Source organism: Maribacter litoralis (assembly GCF_003075045.1).
Taxonomy (GTDB): domain Bacteria; phylum Bacteroidota; class Bacteroidia; order Flavobacteriales; family Flavobacteriaceae; genus Maribacter; species Maribacter litoralis.
Map to the genome: position 1 here is coordinate 924,624 of NZ_QCZD01000003.1, position 16,831 is coordinate 941,454.

Annotated in this window: 17 protein-coding genes; 12 read left to right on the top strand and 5 right to left on the bottom strand. The window is 35.7% G+C overall.

All coding sequences use genetic code 11. From position 1 onward, the window contains the following. Nucleotides 1-121: 121 nt before the first annotated feature. The 10 genes from DCS95_RS15570 to DCS95_RS15615 all read left to right on the top strand — a co-directional run bounded on the left by DCS95_RS15570 (nt 122) and on the right by DCS95_RS15615 (nt 8,607). Nucleotides 122-451, top strand: coding sequence for a HesB/IscA family protein (locus DCS95_RS15570; RefSeq protein WP_116771685.1), 330 nt, complete (start codon nt 122-124; stop codon nt 449-451). Between the two features lie 82 nt (nt 452-533). After that, nucleotides 534-1,979, top strand: a complete 1,446-nt coding sequence (gene sufB, locus DCS95_RS15575; protein WP_116771686.1) for a Fe-S cluster assembly protein SufB — start codon at nt 534-536, stop codon at nt 1,977-1,979. Between the two features lie 58 nt (nt 1,980-2,037). Next, nucleotides 2,038-2,790, top strand: a complete 753-nt coding sequence (sufC, locus tag DCS95_RS15580) for a Fe-S cluster assembly ATPase SufC (protein WP_116771687.1) — start codon at nt 2,038-2,040, stop codon at nt 2,788-2,790. 78 nt (nt 2,791-2,868) lie between these two features. Then, nucleotides 2,869-4,185: a Fe-S cluster assembly protein SufD gene (sufD, locus tag DCS95_RS15585; protein ID WP_116771688.1), complete on the top strand. Its 1,317-nt coding sequence runs from the start codon at nt 2,869-2,871 to the stop codon at nt 4,183-4,185. A 124-nt stretch (nt 4,186-4,309) separates the two neighbouring features. Next, nucleotides 4,310-4,930: an outer membrane protein gene (locus DCS95_RS15590; RefSeq protein WP_116771689.1), complete on the top strand. Its 621-nt coding sequence runs from the start codon at nt 4,310-4,312 to the stop codon at nt 4,928-4,930. A 92-nt stretch (nt 4,931-5,022) separates the two neighbouring features. Next, nucleotides 5,023-6,237 carry an aminotransferase class V-fold PLP-dependent enzyme gene (locus DCS95_RS15595; RefSeq protein ID WP_116771690.1) on the top strand — a complete coding sequence of 405 codons (1,215 nt, stop codon included), beginning with the start codon at nt 5,023-5,025 and terminating at the stop codon, nt 6,235-6,237. Nucleotides 6,238-6,310: 73 nt separating this feature from the next. After that, complete coding sequence (locus DCS95_RS15600) at nt 6,311-6,736, top strand: SufE family protein (protein WP_071340900.1); 426 nt, start codon at nt 6,311-6,313, stop codon at nt 6,734-6,736. Nucleotides 6,737-6,741: 5 nt separating this feature from the next. Continuing rightward, entirely contained in the window at nt 6,742-7,074 is a 333-nt protein-coding gene (locus DCS95_RS15605; protein WP_058104470.1) for an SUF system Fe-S cluster assembly protein, read from the top strand. 33 nt (nt 7,075-7,107) lie between these two features. Then, a complete protein-coding gene (locus DCS95_RS15610) occupies nt 7,108-7,614 on the top strand; it encodes a DUF2480 family protein (protein ID WP_116771691.1) in 507 nt (168 codons plus the stop codon). A gap of 72 nt (nt 7,615-7,686) precedes the next feature. Further along, on the top strand, nt 7,687-8,607 hold the full coding sequence (locus DCS95_RS15615; RefSeq protein WP_116771692.1) for a DUF3078 domain-containing protein: 921 nt from the start codon (nt 7,687-7,689) through the stop codon (nt 8,605-8,607). A gap of 276 nt (nt 8,608-8,883) precedes the next feature. Here the strand turns inward: DCS95_RS15615 and hflX are convergent, their stop codons facing one another. Next, nucleotides 8,884-10,095, bottom strand: coding sequence for a GTPase HflX (hflX, locus tag DCS95_RS15620; RefSeq protein WP_116771693.1), 1,212 nt, complete (start codon nt 10,093-10,095; stop codon nt 8,884-8,886). 110 nt (nt 10,096-10,205) lie between these two features. On the opposite strand from hflX, the gene DCS95_RS15625 reads away from it, so the two are divergent. Together DCS95_RS15625 and DCS95_RS15630 are read left to right on the top strand one after the other, a co-directional pair. Continuing rightward, nucleotides 10,206-11,183: an endonuclease/exonuclease/phosphatase family protein gene (locus tag DCS95_RS15625; protein ID WP_116771694.1), complete on the top strand. Its 978-nt coding sequence runs from the start codon at nt 10,206-10,208 to the stop codon at nt 11,181-11,183. Between the two features lie 163 nt (nt 11,184-11,346). After that, entirely contained in the window at nt 11,347-13,545 is a 2,199-nt protein-coding gene (locus DCS95_RS15630) for a S8 family serine peptidase (RefSeq protein WP_116771695.1), read from the top strand. Nucleotides 13,546-13,552: 7 nt separating this feature from the next. Here DCS95_RS15630 and DCS95_RS15635 read toward each other — a convergent pair whose 3' ends face one another. The 4 genes from DCS95_RS15635 to DCS95_RS15650 all read right to left on the bottom strand — a co-directional run bounded on the left by DCS95_RS15635 (nt 13,553) and on the right by DCS95_RS15650 (nt 16,671). After that, nucleotides 13,553-14,062: a DUF3124 domain-containing protein gene (locus tag DCS95_RS15635; RefSeq protein WP_116771696.1), complete on the bottom strand. Its 510-nt coding sequence runs from the start codon at nt 14,060-14,062 to the stop codon at nt 13,553-13,555. Nucleotides 14,063-14,156: 94 nt separating this feature from the next. Continuing rightward, nucleotides 14,157-14,876 carry a 3'-5' exonuclease gene (locus tag DCS95_RS15640; protein ID WP_116771742.1) on the bottom strand — a complete coding sequence of 240 codons (720 nt, stop codon included), beginning with the start codon at nt 14,874-14,876 and terminating at the stop codon, nt 14,157-14,159. Between the two features lie 215 nt (nt 14,877-15,091). Beyond that, nucleotides 15,092-15,439 carry a hypothetical protein gene (locus DCS95_RS15645; RefSeq protein WP_116771697.1) on the bottom strand — a complete coding sequence of 116 codons (348 nt, stop codon included), beginning with the start codon at nt 15,437-15,439 and terminating at the stop codon, nt 15,092-15,094. A 164-nt stretch (nt 15,440-15,603) separates the two neighbouring features. Then, nucleotides 15,604-16,671: a hypothetical protein gene (locus DCS95_RS15650; protein WP_116771698.1), complete on the bottom strand. Its 1,068-nt coding sequence runs from the start codon at nt 16,669-16,671 to the stop codon at nt 15,604-15,606. Nucleotides 16,672-16,831 lie beyond the last annotated feature (160 nt).

Consider the following 16,831-nt stretch of genomic DNA (forward strand, 5'->3'; position numbering starts at 1 on the left):
TGCTATAGTCAATCATAGTATTTCTCTATCTACTTATACGTTATAATAATGTAAGGTTCTATGGTAAAAACCTACTTATAACGTATATTTGTGAACTATTTTTAGATTAAATCGAGATATTATGATTCAAGTATCAGAAACGGCTAAACAGAAAGTCATCACCCTTATGACAGAAGAGGGTTTTGATGCTTCTAAAGATTTTGTGCGTGTTGGTGTTAAGAGTGGTGGATGCAGTGGATTATCTTACGAATTAAACTTCGATAATAAGAAAGATGATGCTGATAAAGTGTTCGAAGACAATAATGTACGAATTATCGTTGATAAAAAAAGCTTTTTATATTTAGTAGGAACTGTGTTGGAATACTCAGGTGGTCTAAACGGAAAAGGTTTTGTTTTTAACAACCCTAATGCACAAAGAACGTGTGGTTGTGGCGAAAGTTTTTCATTATAGAATGAAGTGATGTTTTAAATATGTTAAGAAGAGATGTAGTTAATTTTAACTCATTAACTTTTAACTTATTAACTATGAATATATGGCATATACAGAAGAAGAATTAAAGAAAGAATTGGAAACCAAAGAGTACGAGTATGGTTTCTATACAGATATTGAGTCCGAAACGTTTCCCAATGGTTTAAACGAAGAAATCGTTATTGCCATTTCAAAGAAAAAGGGAGAGCCGGAATGGATGACACTATGGAGATTGGAGGCTTTCAAGTATTGGAAGGAGATGGAAGAGCCAGAATGGGCTAATGTACATTACCAGAAACCAGATTTTCAAGCGATATCTTACTACTCTGCACCAAAGAAAGCGGATCCGAACAAAACATTGGATGATGTTGATCCAGAGTTATTGGAGATGTACAAGAAATTGGGTATTTCTGTAGATGAGCAAAAGAAACTTCAAAATGTAGCTGTTGATATTGTGATGGATTCCGTATCCGTAGCAACTACATTTAAAAAGACCTTGGCAGAAAAAGGTATTATTTTCTGTTCCATTTCAGAAGCTATTAAGGATCATCCGGAATTGGTGAAGAAATATATTGGCTCTGTAGTTCCTAAAAAAGATAATTTTTACGCAGCATTAAATTCCGCTGTATTCTCTGATGGTAGTTTCTGTTATATTCCTAAAGGGGTACGTTGCCCAATGGAGCTATCAACTTATTTTAGAATTAACCAAGCAGGTACAGGTCAGTTTGAACGTACATTGGTAATCGCAGACGAAGACAGTTATGTAAGTTACCTTGAAGGCTGTACAGCACCTTCTAGAGATGAAAACCAATTACACGCTGCCGTGGTAGAGCTTATCGCTTTGGACGGAGCGGAGATTAAATACTCAACGGTACAAAACTGGTTCCCTGGAGGAAAAGATGGTAAAGGTGGGGTGTTCAACTTTGTAACCAAAAGAGCTATGGTTGAAAAGAACGCTAAGGTATCTTGGACACAGGTTGAAACGGGATCTGCCGTAACGTGGAAATATCCTTCTTGTATCTTAAAAGGAGATAATTCGATTGGCGAATTTTATTCGATTGCCGTTACCAATAATTACCAACAAGCAGATACGGGTACCAAAATGGTACATATTGGTAAAAACACAAAGAGTACCATAATCTCTAAAGGTATTTCTGCAGGTAAATCGCAAAATAGTTACCGTGGTCTAGTACAGGTGAATAGCCGTGCTGAAGGGGCGCGTAATTTCTCTCAGTGCGATTCGCTCTTAATGGGTAACGAATGTGGCGCACACACTTTCCCTTACATTGAGGCAAAGAATAAAAGCGCGATGATAGAGCACGAAGCTACTACGAGTAAAATTGGTGAAGATCAAATTTTTTACTGTAACCAAAGAGGTATAGATACGGAAAAAGCAATTGCTTTGATCGTAAACGGTTTTAGTAAAGAGGTCTTGAACAAACTACCGATGGAGTTTGCAGTAGAAGCACAAAAACTATTAGAAATTAGTTTAGAAGGTTCTGTAGGATAAAGAATAGTCAATATTAAAAAATAAGCCGTAGGCACCAGAATATTTAAAGTAACATATTATGTTGAAAATTAAAGATCTACATGCTAGTGTAGAGGATAAAGAGATATTAAAAGGGATTAACTTAGAAGTAAAAGCAGGTGAAGTACATGCTATTATGGGACCAAATGGTTCTGGTAAAAGTACATTGGCTTCAGTAATTGCAGGTAATGAGAACTTTGAAGTTACCCAAGGGTCAATTGAATTAAGTGGTGAAGATTTAGAAGAGGTATCACCAGAAGAAAGAGCGCACAAAGGTGTTTTTCTTTCTTTTCAATATCCAGTTGAAATTCCAGGTGTTTCTGTTACCAACTTTATGAAAACTGCCATTAACGAATCTCGTAAGGCAAAGGGTCTAGAGGATATGCCTGCAAAGGATATGTTGAAATTAATTCGTGAGAAATCTGAATTATTGGAGATTGACCGCAAATTTTTATCTAGATCATTGAACGAAGGTTTTTCCGGTGGTGAGAAAAAAAGAAACGAAATTTTTCAAATGGCAATGTTAGAGCCTAAGGTTGCTATTTTGGACGAAACCGATTCTGGATTGGATATTGATGCCCTAAGAATTGTTGCTAGTGGTGTAAACAAGTTAAAGAGCAAAGACAATGCAGTAATATTGATTACGCACTACCAACGTTTGTTAGAATATATCGTACCTGACTATGTACATGTTTTACATAATGGTAAAATTGTAAAATCTGGTGGTAAAGAACTTGCGTTAGAGCTAGAGGAAAAAGGATACGACTGGTTAAAGCAAGAAACAGCGGTGTAATTAAGTATACAGTATTTAGTGGTGGTAATCAGGGAGTATAACTGCCAACTGCTACTGTAAACTGGCAACTGAAAAAATATGGATTTAAAAGATAAATTGATTTCCTCTTTTATGGCGTTTGAGAACAATGTGGATGTTGAACATCCCGTACATGATGTTCGTATGGCGGCCATAAAGAACTTTGAGGAAAAAGGGTTTCCTTCCAAAAAAGAGGAAGCATGGAAATATACATCACTAAATAGCTTACAGAAAATTGATTTTAGCATTTTTCCAAAGGAAGACAATGCGTTGGAATACAAAGATGTAAAGCGTTATTTTTTACATGAGATCGATTCTTATAAAATTGTTTTCGTTGATGGTATTTATAGCTCTTACCTTTCTGAAACTACACATGATGGGGTAGACATTTGCTTAATGAGTGCAGCGCTTACAAAGCCAATGTACAAACCGGTTATTGATGTGTATTTTAATAAAATTGCATCTAAAGACGAGTCATTGACATCATTGAATACGGCATTTAGTCGAGAAGGGGCATATATTTATATTCCTAAAAACAAGATGCCTAAAAAGCCTATTGAAATTTTACATTTCTCTACAGGTAATGAGGCGTCGTTAATGCTACAGCCACGTAATTTAATTGTGGTTGAAGAAAATGCCGAGGTGCAAATTATTGAGCGTCACCAGAGTTTGACCTCTAATGAGGTGCTTACCAATGCGGTTACCGAAATATTTGCCGATAAAAGTGCCATCGTTGATTTTTATAAAATTCAGAATGATGTTGAATCTGCATCTTTGATCGATAATACCTATATAGATCAAAAAGATAAGAGTGTTGTTAAATTACATACCTTCTCGTTCGGGGGTAAATTAACGCGTAACAACCTTAATTTTTATCAGAATGGGGAGTATATAGATTCTACTATGAAAGGTGTTACTATTTTAGGAGAAAAGCAGCATGTAGATCACCATACCTTAGTGCATCATATTGAACCTAATTGTGAAAGCCACCAAGACTACAAAGGTATTTATGGTGATAGTTCAACTGGGGTGTTTAATGGTAAAATTATCGTTGATAAGATTGCTCAAAAGACCAATGCTTTTCAACAGAATAACAATATTTTGATCAGTGATAAAGCAAGTATCAATACAAAACCTCAATTAGAGATTTTTGCCGATGATGTAAAATGTTCTCATGGTTGTACTATTGGTCAATTAGACGAAGATGCATTGTTCTACCTACAATCAAGGGGGATTCCACAGAAAGAGGCTAGAGCATTATTAATGTATGCCTTTGCAAATAACGTACTGTCTTCTGTTCGTATTCCTGAACTAAAGACTAGAATAAATAAATTGATAGCAAAGAAGCTAGGGGTGAACCTTGGGTTTGATTTGTAATATATTTTTTAAATTCAAGATTGTTTAAAATTAACGGTTCGTTAGGTTATTCTTAACGAGCCGTTGTATTTTCTTACACTACTATTAAGCTATTTTCGTCTTATAAATAATTAACTGGAATTTTATGAAACGACTTTTACTTACCTCATTTTTAGTGCTTACCTCTATTATTACAAATGCTCAAGATCAAAAATGGAGTGTGGAAGCCAATTATCCATTAAATGTTTCGGATGATTTAGGATTTAGTGAATTAAATGGTGTTGTCGATTTGGGTATTAAATATCGTTTTGTTGAGCTAGGTGCCGTAAATATTGGTGTTGGAATTAGTGCCGCATATTTAAAAAATCAAGATGAATGGACTTACTTCGATCAGGAGAATGTAAACGTAAATAATGATTATAAAGTGAAAAAGCTTTTAATTCAGCCAAAAGTGTTTGCTGAATTGGCGATACCGGGTTTTGCAAAACTTAAGCCACAAATTGCCTTAGGTTATTCAATAGTTAAAGATGATTACTATTATAAAAGTGGAAATAATTCAGAAGTTGATAATAATTCTACTGACGGAGGATTAAACTTGAATTTAGGTCTGTCTTATGATATTTCTAATAGATTTTTTATTCAAATTCAATATGATTACTTAAACGTAAATGTAAATGGTGACACCGTTATAAATGGAGAAACTTTCAGTTATAATTATGATGAAAATGGTAGTCTAATAAAAGCTGGCGTCGGATTTCGGTTTTAACTCTCTGTAAACACAGATTATCACAAAAGGATAATATACAATACCCGATATGTTTTCATTATCGGGTATCTTTGTATATAAGAAGATTGACTATGTTAGATATTAAAAAGATAAGAGAAGATTTTCCAATACTTAAGCGTGAGGTAAATGGTAAGCCATTGGTCTATTTGGACAATGCCGCTACATCGCAAACGCCACAACAGGTTATTGATGCTATTGTAGATTATTATCAGAACTACAATGCCAACATACATCGTGGGGTGCATACGCTTTCGCAAGAGGCTACAGATAAATATGAGCAGGCTAGATTAAAGATTCAGAAGCATTTTAATGCTTCAAAATCTTATGAAATCATATTCACGTCCGGAACAACGCATAGTATAAATCTTGTTGCCAACGGATTCTCTGCATTGATCCAGAAAGGTGATGAGGTAATTGTTTCTGCCATGGAACATCATTCCAATATTGTCCCTTGGCAAATGTTATGCGAGCGTACCGGTGCAATTTTAAAAGTAATTCCAATGAATCAAGAAGGGGAGTTACTGATGGATGCGTACGAAGAGTTGTTGTCCAATAAAACGAAATTGGTATTCTGTAACCATATTTCAAATGCGTTAGGTACCATTAATCCTATTGAAGAAATAATAGAAATGGCACATAAAGTTGGAGCAGCGGTATTAATTGATGGGGCTCAGGCAGCTCCGCATTTAGTTGCTGATGTACAAGTTTTAGATGTTGACTTTTATACTTGTTCCGCTCATAAAATATGTGGACCAACGGGAGTTGGTATGTTATACGGTAAAGAAGAATGGTTGAATAAGTTACCTCCGTACCAAGGTGGTGGCGAAATGATCGCCGAGGTTACTTTTGAGAAAACTACCTATGCCGATCTACCCCATAAGTTTGAAGCCGGTACGCCCAATATATGTGGCGGTATTGCTTTTGGTGCTGCATTGGACTATATGAACGGTGTTGGTTTTGAAGAAGTTGCCAAGTATGAGTACGAACTACTGGAATATGCTACGCAAGAATTATTAAAGATAGACGGACTCAAAATTTACGGAACGGCAAAGAACAAGACTTCTGTAATTTCATTTAATATAGAAGGTATTCACCCGTATGATATGGGCAGTATTTTAGATAAGCTGGGTATTGCGGTGCGTACAGGACACCATTGTGCACAACCAATTATGGATTTCTTTAAAATACCGGGTACCGTTCGTGCTAGCTTTGCTTTTTATAACACAAAAGAAGAAGTGGACATACTTGTGCAAGGTATTCTAAAAGCTAAAAGTATGTTGTTATAACACAAAGTTTCATAGGTAATGTTAAGGTTTGAAATCCTTCAATTGTTATCGTATTTTTGCATAAAATAAAGCAATGGAAATTAAAGAGATACAAGAAGAGATTATAGACGAATTTTCCATGTTCGATGATTGGATGCAGCGCTATGAATACATGATAGAGTTAGGGAAGTCGCTTCCATTAATCAAAGAAGAATTTAAGACTGACGATAATATCATTAAGGGTTGCCAAAGTAAGGTGTGGGTGCATGCTGAATTGGAAGACAACAAATTGGTTTTTACGGCAGATAGCGATGCCATAATAACAAAAGGTATAATAGCTATTTTAATAAGGGCATTTAGCAACCAAAAACCACAAGATATTTTAGATGCCGATACGCAGTTTATTGATGAAATTGGGTTAAAAGAGCATTTGTCGCCTACACGGGCAAACGGTTTGGTGAGTATGATCAAACAATTAAAGTTATACGCAGTTGCGTATCAAACACAAATTGAAGAATAGAAATTATGAGTGACGAAAATATAGCAGAGGATAGTGCAGAATTAGGAGAAAAAATTGTTCGTATTTTAAAGACCATTTATGATCCGGAAATTCCTGTTGATATCTACGAGTTAGGGTTGATCTATGACGTTTTGGTGAACGAAGATAATGAGGTAAAGATACTAATGACACTTACCTCTCCAAATTGCCCTGTGGCTGAAAGTTTACCGGCAGAAGTAGAAGAAAAAGTAAAGTCTTTAGATGCTATTAAAGATGCTGAGGTAGAAATTACTTTTGATCCACCTTGGACACAAGATTTAATGAGCGAAGAGGCAAAATTAGAACTAGGTCTGCTTTAAAGAGATTGTTGTTCTATTTTAAAAGATGCCATTATGCAAGATGAGATAATAAATAAAGTTGCTCAAAGTAAGCTTATTACTTTTAACCTTGAGGATTACTACCCGAAAGGCGAAAGAATGGTATTGGACATAACAGATTGGTTGTATGAAGGCTTTATTCTTAAAGAAAAAGAATTTAGAGCCTTTGTTGAAGAACATGATTGGTCTCAATATAAAGATGCCTATGTTGCAATGCATTGTTCTACAGATGCAATAATACCGGGTTGGGCTTATCTGCTTTTAAGCGTTAAGCTTAGCGGTATTGCCAAAAAAGCGGTGCAAGGCTCACTGGTAGATCTAGAGACGAGTATTTATCAATCTATAATTGAAAATATCGATGTTTCTGAATATCAAGATAAATTAATGATTATTAAAGGATGCAGTAAAAAGCCTGTGCCAGCTAACGCTTATTTGTTTCTAGCTGAGCGTTTAAAGCCGGTCGCAAAGTCTATTATGTACGGCGAAGCATGCTCTTCGGTACCATTATACAAGAGAAAATAACAATTTCCTGTTTAAAGAAGTTGCGAAGTATTCTTACATTTGCGCAACTATAAATTATAAACATTAATTATTATGAAAAAAATTGTATTAACCCTAGCTCTTGCTTTTGTTGCAACCGTTGGTTTCTCTCAAACGGAAGAAGAATTAAAAACACAGTTAGGTGCAGCTAAAGATTCTATTGCAGCTATACAAGGTAGAGCAGATGCAATTCAAGGTAAAATCGATGCCTTACCAGGATGGAAAAAAGGTGCTTTTGGTACTATTGGTGCTAACTTGAGCAGCTTCAATAATTGGTACGGTCAAGGTACACCAGATTTAGCTTCTGGTAACATTGGTGTAACCGTAAATGCTTTTGCCAATTTAAAAGAAGAAAAATTCTTTTGGAGAAACTCTGCAAACGTAAACCTTGGATGGGTAAAGTTCGACGATAAGAACGACGATACCGATGATGATAGCTTCCAAAAAGGAACAGATGTATTTAACATCACTTCTCTTTACGGTAGAAATATTAGCAAAACTTGGGCAATTTCTGGTTTAGCTGAATACAGAACTACTATACTAGATAATTTCAACGATCCAGGATACCTTGATTTAGGTGTTGGTGCCACTTGGAACCCAATTACCGATTTGGTCGTTGTTATTCACCCTTTAAACTACAACTTTGTATTTAGTGATAACGATGCAGTTTTTGAATCTTCTTTAGGTGCTAAGATTGTTGCCGATTATACTAAAAAGATCGGTGCTGTAAACTTTAAATCTAACCTATCTATGTTTCAAAGCTATAAGAGCGGTGACCTTTCGAACTTAACTTGGATCAACTCTTTTGGTTACACGTTATGGAACGGAATCGGTTTAGGTTTTGAATTCGGTTTACGTGACAACAAGCAAGAAGCTTTAAACTTTGCATTAGCTGACAATCCTGCAGAGACATTCGATACTGTTGACAACAAGTTACAGACCTATTTCTTAGTAGGTCTTAACTACGCGTTCTAAGTATTAAAAACGTATAAGTGTATAAATTAAAAAAGCCCTCTGTTTAGAGGGCTTTTTTCGGTTAAGTAATTATCGTAAAATTTGGGATTTTACTTTTTGTTATCATAAGTAAAATATCGATTTGGGGTCAATACCTTTGCTTAAGTACACTGTAAAATTAATACATATGATCTTGCTGAAAACAATTTATGTTGTGAACTGAACGCATTGTGTGGTGAGATTTATCATCGGTTTAATTTCATCGATGAACTACACTTATTTGATTAAAATTGGTCATTAATACTCGTCTAAATGTTCTGGGTATAAGAAATTGTTATACGGAAAACGGGTAACATGTATATCTCTTACTTCGTCGTAGACTCGTTTTCTAAACTCATCAAGATTTTCTTTGTTCAATGCAGAAATGAAAATGGCACGGTCACCTACTTTTTCCATCCAGGTATGTTTCCAATCATTGATGGTAAAATGTCTTCCGGTACGTTCTGTAATTAAATCATCGTCATCTATTGTTTCATGCTCGTACTGATCTATTTTATTGAAGACCATAATTGTTTTTTTATCCGAACTTTTAATATCAGACAAAATATTATTTACAGAATCTATATGTTCTTCAAACTGCGGATGCGAAATGTCAACAACGTGCAATAATAAATCTGCTTCACGAACTTCATCTAAGGTGCTTTTAAAGCTTTCTACCAGTTGGGTTGGTAGTTTTCTAATAAATCCTACCGTGTCACTTAAAAGAAAAGGTAAATTACCTAAAACGACCTTTCTAACCGTAGTATCTAATGTAGCGAACAATTTGTTCTCTGCAAATACATCACTCTTACTTATAACGTTCATTAGGGTAGATTTACCCACGTTGGTGTACCCAACCAATGCAACCCTTACCAAGGCACCACGGTTTCCTCTTTGGGTTTCCATTTGGCGGTCAATTTTGTACAGTTTCTTTTTCAATAAAGTAATACGGTCACGAACAATACGTCTATCGGTTTCAATTTCCGTTTCCCCGGGTCCGCGCATACCAATACCCCCTTTTTGTCGCTCGAGGTGTGTCCAAAGTCCGGTTAGCCTTGGCAATAGATATTCATATTGTGCCAGCTCTACTTGGGTACGGGCGTAACTTGTCTGTGCGCGCTGTGCAAAAATATCTAAGATCAAACTTGTTCTATCAATGATCTTACAACGTAGTATTTTTTCAATGTTTCGTTGCTGAGCAGGTGTAAGCTCATCATCAAAAATAACGGAACCTATTTTGTTCTCCTCAACATATTGCTGTACCTCTTCCATTTTACCACTACCAATTAGTGTTTTTGGGTTGGGTACGTCCATACGTTGTATAAACCGTTTTGTTACTTCGCCACCAGCGGTATAGGTAAGGAACTCTAATTCATCTAAATACTCAGATACCTTTTCTTCACTCTGTTCCCTATTGATAATACCAATAAGAACCGCTTTTTCATAATCTATACTCTTCTTTTCTATCATAATAACGTAAAGTGCTAAATTAAGCAATTACCCATAAGCTATTTCGTATTTTTATTGACTCGATACTCAAGAGTACTTGCTCTGCAGTAGTTTATATCTTAATTATATACATGCGATTACCATTTTTTAAGAAAAAGACTAAAAAACAGCGCTATACGGTCGCTTTCTACAATTTAGAAAATCTATTTGATCCAGAACGTAATGTGAACATATTGGATAAGGATTTTACCCCTAACGGAGTTAAAAAGTGGACGGTAGAAAAATACCAGCGTAAACTACAGAAACTTGCCAAAACAATTTATAGAATAGGAGATGAAGAACATCCTTATCCTCCTGCTTTAATTGGTGTAGCAGAAGCAGAGAATAATAGTGTGCTTAAAGCATTGTTAGATACCGATCCCTTAGATGATGTGGATTATGGTTTTGTACATTTCGATTCTCCAGATGAACGTGGTATCGATACGGGACTTATTTATCGTAAACGATTTTTTAAGTTGCTGCATGCAGAACCTTTGGCACTTTTGGTAGATAATGCCGGTGGCGTTAGAGATACCACGAGAGATATCTTATATGTAAAAGGAGAATTAAATAAAGAATTGGTACACGTCTTTGTAAATCATTGGCCATCTAGAAGAGATGGTGGTGTTGAGACGGAATACAAACGTGTTATTGCGGCAAAAGAGATAGTTCAACGTATAGAAGGTATTAAAACGGAAGAATTGGACCCTAACATTATTGTTATGGGAGATTTTAATGATGATCCCTCATCGTTGAGCATACAGACCTTAAAAGAAGAGGCGGGTCTTTTCAACCCAATGGAGACATTGCACATACCCAAAAGTAGGGGATCATCTGTTTATGGAAACAAGTGGAACATGTTCGATCAAATTTTGGTCTCCAACTCTTTTTTCAATTATGAAAAGAACACCCATAGTTTTGATAAGGCAGATATTTATGATCACAAATCGCTAAGGGAAAAGAAAGGGAAATATAAAGGTACACCCTATCGAACCTTTGTTTCTGACAAATATCTTGGTGGATACAGCGATCACTTTCCGGTTTATGCTATGCTTACTTTCAATTCATAATCCCAAAATTAACAGAAAGAAAAATCCTACACATCAAAAAATGGGGTTTTCACAACAGGTTCATCTTTATCTCTAGGTAATTCATCGAATAAAAGTGTTCATTCACCGAACACTCAGCAGGGTTCATATATTTGTAGTCCAAATCTTACAATTGTAACCTACTATGAATTCCTACAAACCAACCTACCGCACAAATAGTATTCTTTTAATACTGTTCTTTATTGTGTTAGTCGCAAATTTCGCAACTGCACAAACTTCTCAACAACGTTTAAAAATAGCTGACAATAATAAGAAGACCGCATTGGCGAATTTTAGGTCTAACTTGGTATCTGAATATGCTCTTGAAAGAACCCAATTACAAGAAGCGGCGAAACTGAACAATTGGAAAATCAAGGAAACACTTGCCAATGGTAAAAAAATAGAGTTACAGGGTATAGGTGCAGATGGTAGCCCTTTGTATTATGAGACATATGCAGATGAAGCTGGGTTGGTTTCAAGAGCTAGTACTTTAAATACCGATGGTTTAATGGGATTGGATTTGGATGGTAATGGTATGAACGTTGGTGTTTGGGATGCTGGTATAGCACTTCAAAATCATGTGGAATATACATCAAGAATTGCTGTTGGAGATGAAAACGCTGAAGTGGATACCCATGCCACTCATGTTACAGGAAGTATTATTTCAACGGGACTTAAAAAAGATGCTAGGGGAGTTGCCAATATGGCGAATGTTATTTCCCATGATTGGACAAGGGATAAGATAGAGGTTACCGAAGCCGCTGCAGATGGTCTTTTGCTTTCTAACCATTCTTACGGTATAAAAGCAGATCGTGTACCAGACTGGTATTTTGGTGCATATACCAAAGTGGCTCAAGATTGGGACAAGATCATGTACAATGCTCCTTATTACTTAATGGTTACCGCTGCAGGTAATGCTCAAAAAAGTAGCGATAATGATACCCCTACTTACGGTAAAACTGCTGATGGTTTTGACGTACTTTTGGGTTTCACCATTTCTAAAAACAATATTACGGTTGCTGGTGCCAATTCTAAAATAGATAACAACGGAAACTTAAAAAGTGCCGAAGTTTCTGCCTATAGTAGTTTTGGTCCTGTTGATGATGGTAGAATTAAGCCCGATTTAGCTGGTAACGGCGGTACGGTATTATCTACGGATGCCGCTAGCAATACAAGCTATGATACTTCTTCGGGTACCTCTATGGCTACGCCTGGGGTTACGGGTTCTTTATTATTGTTACAACAATATCATGAAGAGCTTTATGGTGAGTATATGAAAGCCGCTACTTTAAAAGGCTTGGCTTTACATACTGCAGATGACATTGATGCCGAAGGTCCTGATTATAAAATGGGATGGGGAATCATGAACTCCAAAACCGCGGCAGAATTATTGAACAATAAAGATTTTACAAGTCACGTAGCGGAAGAATCGTTGGAAAACGGTGCGTCTTTCTCATTTGAAGTTACTGCTGAAGGTAATGAGCCATTAATCGCTTCTATTTCTTGGACAGATGTACAGTCGAGTTTTGTAAATACTGGTGAACTTAACAATACTACGGCTGCCTTGGTAAACGATCTTGATATTAGAATTACACAGAACGGAAAAACATTTTTACCTTGGAAATTAAATCCTGCTCAAGCCAGTAGTGCCGCTACTAGAGGTGATAATAAGGTTGATCCTTTTGAAAGAGTTGAAATAGCCAATGCCAGTGGTTCATATACCATTACGGTAACCCATAAAGGGGAATTGGTAAACGAAATGCAAGATTTTTCATTGATCGTTTCTGGTGTGGCTATGACCAACTGTTCCATTAATGCTCCAGAAGTTGCCCTTGATGCAGCGGAAACTTCTAGTGTTGAATTAACTTGGGATGCTTCTGAAGACGCACTATATGAAATTCAGTACAAAGAAGTACACCAACAAGAATGGACTACCGAGTATATTTCAATCAATACATTTAGCTGGAAAGCATTGTTATTGGATCAAACCTATTCTTTTAGATTAAGAACGTTCTGCTCACAAAACATCGCTTCTGAGTTTAGTGAAGTGGCTACTTTTACCTTTAACGGTGAAGAGACCGAACTTGAAACGTTAAACGCCTTAAGCGCAGATTCTCAAATTCCTTTTAACGTATACCCAAACCCTGCGGTCGATGAAATTCAGTTGAACGTAAAAACATCGGATACGGCGGTATATAGAATTATGAGCACCAGTGGTGTAGAATTAAAAATGGATGCGGCTACAAATTCAAGAATCAACGTATCTGATCTACCTTCTGGTCTTTATGTATTACAGATTCAAGATTTCGACGTCAACAAGAGTACTAAGTTTTATAAGTACTAAATCGGGTTTAATTGATCCTTCTTGATTGTGTGGTAAATGATAGACCTTGTTGCCCAACGGTGGAGTTCATTATACCTTCAAATAAAGGCTCCGGACTTTTTTTGGGTGCATGCCATTCAAATATGAAATTTGAGCCCGTACCACCTTCAACATCCATCTCATCGATAATAATCTCAACGGTTTCCAATGGAGCCAAATAAATAGGGTGGTTAAAGTAATTTCTTAACGATACACCATGCGTATCAAAATACTCTGCTTTCGTCAAGTAAATGGTGTCTACATCACTGGTATTGCGTAAACTGACCATGGCGGTCAAATTATGGGTCTTATGCTCAGAACTGCTGTAAATTTGAGAATAGATAGAGAGGTAAGATTTACCATGCTCTAACGAATCCATAGCATTTATGGTCGTTTTTCTCTTTGACCAGTTTTCAGGGTTTATAGAGCTTATTTCCTTTTCTTCCACACAACTTGCTACTAAAACGATTACCGAAAATAATAAGATGCATTTTTTCATAAATAAGACACTTTTAAAACAATGATGGTACAAACAAAATTACATCATTCGTTATGTTTTTATATCGTTGGATGCTTTTTTTAACTCAAATCAATTATTTGGCTACTTTCTTCACTTCGTTATCATTCAATAATGCCTCATTTCTTAGTCGTAAATATACCTGTGCGGTGGTCAATACATCTAATTCGCAATATTTAATAATACGCTGTAGATCATTTTGTTCATAGTAGACGCTGCGTACCATACTGCCATCAATATCCTCTTTTGGTGATGGTATACCCAGTACATGCGCCATTAATTTTAAGGACGTATAATGCTTGTAATCGCCAAATTTCCAAAGCTCCATGGTGTCTATATGTGGTACTTCCCAGGGTTTTTTACCGAACAGGTCCAGTTTATGGGGTAATGATATGCCGTGAATGATCATACGGCGTGCTATGTAGGGAAAATCGAACTCTTTACCGTTATGAGCACACAGCACATGCTTTGCATGGTTAAAATGCTCGTCTAGCATATCTTTAAAATCTTGTAGAAGTTTGGCTTCTTCACCGTAAAACGTGGTAATTCTAAAATTTCTACGATCACCTTGAACAATAAAATAACCGACGGAAATACAAATGATCTTACCGAACTCCGCCCAAATACCGGCACGGTCGTAAAATTCCTCTGCGGTAATATCGTCTTTACGTTGGTACTGAGATTTATGTGCCCACAGTTCTTTGGTAGTATCGTCTAACTGGTCAAATGAGCTCTTTTCTGGTACGGTCTCAATATCTAAAAACAAGATATGTTCAAGATGTATTTTGTTAGGCATAGAAAGGTAAGATACTAATAAGTAGGAAATTATGGTAATTTCGTTGTTGTCATTAGTAAAAACCACACTTCATTACCCGATAAGCACTTCTGTTACGTACTAAAAATTGACGTTCAGCTTCTAACAGGATAAAAAAAGCCCCATAAAGTGGCTTATATCGATGGTTTTTGTTTCTGATCAACGGCTTGTGCAATGGTTACTTATGTTAGCTCTAGTTATTTAATTTTTTCAATATAACACTTAGTAGCTTTTCCATTTTTGTCCAATTCAACCCAAAGATATTTTATGAACTCAGGGTCAATATTCCATTCATATTTTTCGCGAACTAAGTATTTAAGTTTTTTTTCGGTTTCAGTAGATGGATTGCCTAGTAACTCCAATATTTTATTTTTTTGAAGTCCAATTAAGGTGTCACTTTTTATTAAGTCCACAACCATTTTTTCGCGTTGCTCAGTCCATTCCCAATCCACATTTTTTTTATTCCATTCGGCAGAGTCAAACCGAACTTCATTTTTACAGCTTGTCAAAATAATTAAGAGTGAAATGCATATTCCGATTCTCATTTTTAAGCTGTTTTATAATTAGAGCTAACGGTCTAGCGTATGATTTCGTTGCGTGTTTAAGCACTAAAGTTGGCAAATAAATCACAGATAGAAAGTCCACGAGGACTTTCGTAAGTAGGCTATAACTAGCATTGAATTATGCACATTGTTGTAAGCTGGCTTTTTTATTTATTATTCTTTTCTTTAATCTTGTCTAACTTTGTTTTGTCATAAAGGTCATTTTCAATAGACCAATCCTTGAGATAGTCAATTCGGTTCTGCATTACTTCACTAAATTCCCTTTCGTTTATTAATTCGAGGAATTTCTTTTGTTGTTCGAGCCATTTGATAAATCCTGAACCCTCAATACTCATTTTCTCAATAAATCTGCATTGTTCTTCAACTTCTTCTTCGGTCTTATCAGGAAATGATTTTATTTCGTTAATTGTTTCCTGTGTTGCTTTGTCATTTTCCGCAATGTTTTCAATTGTACTCAAATAGTCGTCTGGTAAAATTCTTCTTATCTTCTCGATATTAAATTCCTCCAATCCACCAAAACTTGGTATGTCAATTCCAAATTTTTGTGAATAATCATATTTTACAACTGCTATTGGGTATTTTAATAAATGAAGCGTGCAGACAATCGAGGCTATTTTTTGATAGGTGTCAAGCCAATTTTCTATTTGGTCGGATTCGAAAGTTTGAAAATTACTTTTAAGTCTACCGAGTTTATTAGAGTATTTACTTCCTTTCGTATGAACGTAATTATGTAAAAACCCAAGCTCATTAAACCTTTCTTTTAGATTATGTTTATCATCAAATTCTTTTATATTTTTATTGGAAAGTAATACTCTCCAAATTACACTTGCCCTTGGTGTATTCGCGTCATTAGAATCTTTTGATGCAAGCCAATCTTTTACCATTTTATGTCCTTCATCATTGATATTGTAATAGACAGATAACATACCTAATTCGAGTGCACTTCGTAATGAGACAAAAGCTTGTTTATAAAGTCCAAAACAAACTAAATTAAATGAAATTTGAAGTTCTTCCCAAGATTCTGAAAATGGAAATATGTGTCCAGACCAAAAATTGTCCCAGTTTTGAGGGATTGTCATTCCAATTATATGATAAAACCATCCTAATTCTCCTATTTTGTCTTGTATGCTAGAATTTTCCAATAAGTAGTCAGAAGTCTTTTTATAAACTTCAATACTTTTTTCGGGTTCAAATATGTATGGTGATATGTTCAATGTTTGTTGGGTGTACGGCTTGCTTACAACGGTCTCGGCTCGTATGTTTGGTTCTTAGTTTGAAGATACTATAATTATATAAATAAGGAGATTGATTAAGCGGTTGAGCTAGATACATTTTTTCGATGATGTCGTTTCATAGATTAACAAATCTTCTCAA

Coding starts and splice junctions, on each gene's coding strand:
- DCS95_RS15635 (WP_116771696.1), bottom strand. CDS start 14,062: ATGAAAAAATGCATCTTATTATTTTCGGTAATCGTTTTAGTAGCAAGT.
- DCS95_RS15570 (WP_116771685.1), top strand. CDS start 122: ATGATTCAAGTATCAGAAACGGCTAAACAGAAAGTCATCACCCTTATG.
- sufB (WP_116771686.1), top strand. CDS start 534: ATGGCATATACAGAAGAAGAATTAAAGAAAGAATTGGAAACCAAAGAG.
- DCS95_RS15645 (WP_116771697.1), bottom strand. CDS start 15,439: ATGAGAATCGGAATATGCATTTCACTCTTAATTATTTTGACAAGCTGT.
- DCS95_RS15605 (WP_058104470.1), top strand. CDS start 6,742: ATGAGTGACGAAAATATAGCAGAGGATAGTGCAGAATTAGGAGAAAAA.
- DCS95_RS15630 (WP_116771695.1), top strand. CDS start 11,347: ATGAATTCCTACAAACCAACCTACCGCACAAATAGTATTCTTTTAATA.
- DCS95_RS15615 (WP_116771692.1), top strand. CDS start 7,687: ATGAAAAAAATTGTATTAACCCTAGCTCTTGCTTTTGTTGCAACCGTT.
- DCS95_RS15600 (WP_071340900.1), top strand. CDS start 6,311: ATGGAAATTAAAGAGATACAAGAAGAGATTATAGACGAATTTTCCATG.
- DCS95_RS15640 (WP_116771742.1), bottom strand. CDS start 14,876: ATGCCTAACAAAATACATCTTGAACATATCTTGTTTTTAGATATTGAG.
- DCS95_RS15595 (WP_116771690.1), top strand. CDS start 5,023: ATGTTAGATATTAAAAAGATAAGAGAAGATTTTCCAATACTTAAGCGT.
- DCS95_RS15610 (WP_116771691.1), top strand. CDS start 7,108: ATGCAAGATGAGATAATAAATAAAGTTGCTCAAAGTAAGCTTATTACT.
- DCS95_RS15625 (WP_116771694.1), top strand. CDS start 10,206: ATGCGATTACCATTTTTTAAGAAAAAGACTAAAAAACAGCGCTATACG.
- hflX (WP_116771693.1), bottom strand. CDS start 10,095: ATGATAGAAAAGAAGAGTATAGATTATGAAAAAGCGGTTCTTATTGGT.
- sufC (WP_116771687.1), top strand. CDS start 2,038: ATGTTGAAAATTAAAGATCTACATGCTAGTGTAGAGGATAAAGAGATA.
- sufD (WP_116771688.1), top strand. CDS start 2,869: ATGGATTTAAAAGATAAATTGATTTCCTCTTTTATGGCGTTTGAGAAC.
- DCS95_RS15590 (WP_116771689.1), top strand. CDS start 4,310: ATGAAACGACTTTTACTTACCTCATTTTTAGTGCTTACCTCTATTATT.